Origin of the sequence: Symbiopectobacterium sp. (assembly GCF_051710365.1) — a bacterium.
In the GTDB taxonomy this organism is placed as follows: domain Bacteria; phylum Pseudomonadota; class Gammaproteobacteria; order Enterobacterales; family Enterobacteriaceae; genus Symbiopectobacterium.
The window spans coordinates 1-1739 of sequence record NZ_JBPETA010000338.1; the positions used below are offsets into that span (position 1 = coordinate 1).

Below are 1739 nucleotides of genomic sequence, written 5' to 3' on the forward strand. Positions count from 1 at the left end.
GCCTTGTTATAGGAGGGCCAGTTAGTGATTTTAAAATTTTGTTTTGCCATGGAGACCTGATTTTGAAACAACTATGGTGATCTGTTCCGATGATTACCCAAACTTTCTATTTATTCAACAAAGCCTCTTAAAGTAGGTGCGGAATGACGGATCCAGCAGCAACACCTCGATATCAACACTCCCGCAAGACTGAAAATTTCCATCATCGCCAACGCACCAGACAAACGACGCCGTGACCTAGACAACCTGCAAAAGGCGGTTTTCGATTCGCTCACGCATGCGGGCTTCATGCTGGACGACGAACAGATAGACGATTTCAGGGTAAGGCGCGGGCAGCAGGAGCGTGGAGGCAGTCTGGATATTGTCATCACTGAGTTGGAGGTGGCATGAGAAAGAGAGGGCGACTCACGGCGGAAGATATTCCGCTTATCCGGGCACTTCTGGCCTCCGGTATATCGGTAGCGGATGTCGCGAAGAAGTTTGAGACCAGCAAGCAGCATATCTACAGCATCAGGAACGGCAAAAACTGGGGGGCGGTGAAATGAGAGATATTCGATACTTGTTGACAGCATGGGGAAATTGGAGCGGCTCACGCATTGGCACCGAGTACAAGGCTGCATGGCCCATAGCCACGGCCAGCAGCGATATTCGGCCCATGCTGTCCGATGCGGACGGAGAGACAGTTGACCGTGCGGTAGGGCGACTTAAGCACTTCGACTCGCTGGGCTACGATATCTTGGTGGCGTACTACAAAGGGAAGGTGTCGTGCAGGGCGATAGCCAGAGAGCTTGAAAGTCGTCCAGATTATATCACCGCATGCCTTTCACGCGCTGAAGCCTACATTGCCGGTCGCGTGGCTGAACTTTTGGAGGCGGCTTGACAACGTATGTAGCTATCGAGATACTGAATGTACTAGAAATTCAGTAGCGGTTAACCGCACCCGATAGCCATGCGGCTTTTTTATGCCCGTAAAACGGCGTAATCACATCCAAAGATCGGGTGGAGAGGCGTTAATAAAACACCCGAAAGGGGAATATGCCCGGAGCGGCTACTGAAGCTCTAGTTGACACCCGATCACCAATTACTAACTGGTGATTCAGACTAAAATTGGCTTTGTTGAATAAATAGATTTTATGCTGGCAGCCCAGTGAAACGACGGATCCTAGCAACGCAAAATCATGCAGTTAGGCCTCATGAGAAAACTGTACACCTGAGATGACAAGCATTTTCAACCAAAACTGGCATGGAAAAACAGCATGATTACCTATTATTCAACAAAGCCACTAAAATTCAGTAGGAGGCCGATCATGGCTAACCAAATCACAGTAGAAGAACTTCCATCAATTATCCATAATCAAATTCCAGTTATTACAACAGACTTGTTAGCCAATTTGTATGGTACTGATGTAACAAATATTAAAATGAATTTTTCGCGAAATCAGGATCGTTTTGTAGTCGGCAAGCATTATTACAAGCTGGAAAGCAGGCTTTGTTGAATAAATCAGAACTTGTAACGACTGTGCCCCATCGGGTCGATTGTTACGTGATGCGAATACTGTTCGGCATTCCTAATATGTACTAGCTCAGACCTGATCTGACAGTTACCGGTTATTTATACCCGTCATTCCGCACCTGATTTTTCTTTTTTCGGGACTTGACGGTATTCTGAAGTTCTGAATTTATTACTGCTTTTTGCAGACCAATCAGCATGAGTACTCCCCACGTTACCATCCGTAACC

At 46.9% G+C, this 1739-nt stretch carries 2 protein-coding genes and 2 pseudogenes; all 4 read left to right on the top strand.

Features of this window, described 5'->3' with window-relative positions; translation table 11 throughout:
• Window positions 1-150: 150 nt before the first annotated feature.
• Window positions 151-390: pseudogene (locus ACTBDZ_RS17555) on the top strand (RusA family crossover junction endodeoxyribonuclease); the annotation flags it as partial.
• The gene (locus ACTBDZ_RS17560; protein WP_438816238.1) at window positions 387-545 is read left to right on the top strand and encodes a helix-turn-helix domain-containing protein; all 159 of its coding nucleotides are present in this window, start codon (window positions 387-389) and stop codon (window positions 543-545) included. The pseudogene ACTBDZ_RS17555 and the gene ACTBDZ_RS17560, both read left to right, overlap by 4 nt.
• Window positions 542-880 carry an antiterminator Q family protein gene (locus ACTBDZ_RS17565; RefSeq protein ID WP_438816239.1) on the top strand — a complete coding sequence of 113 codons (339 nt, stop codon included), beginning with the start codon at window positions 542-544 and terminating at the stop codon, window positions 878-880. Before ACTBDZ_RS17560 ends, ACTBDZ_RS17565 begins: the two co-directional genes overlap by 4 nt.
• 427 nt (window positions 881-1307) lie before the next feature.
• Window positions 1308-1481: pseudogene (locus tag ACTBDZ_RS17570) on the top strand (ORF6N domain-containing protein); the annotation flags it as partial.
• Window positions 1482-1739: the final 258 nt, after the last annotated feature.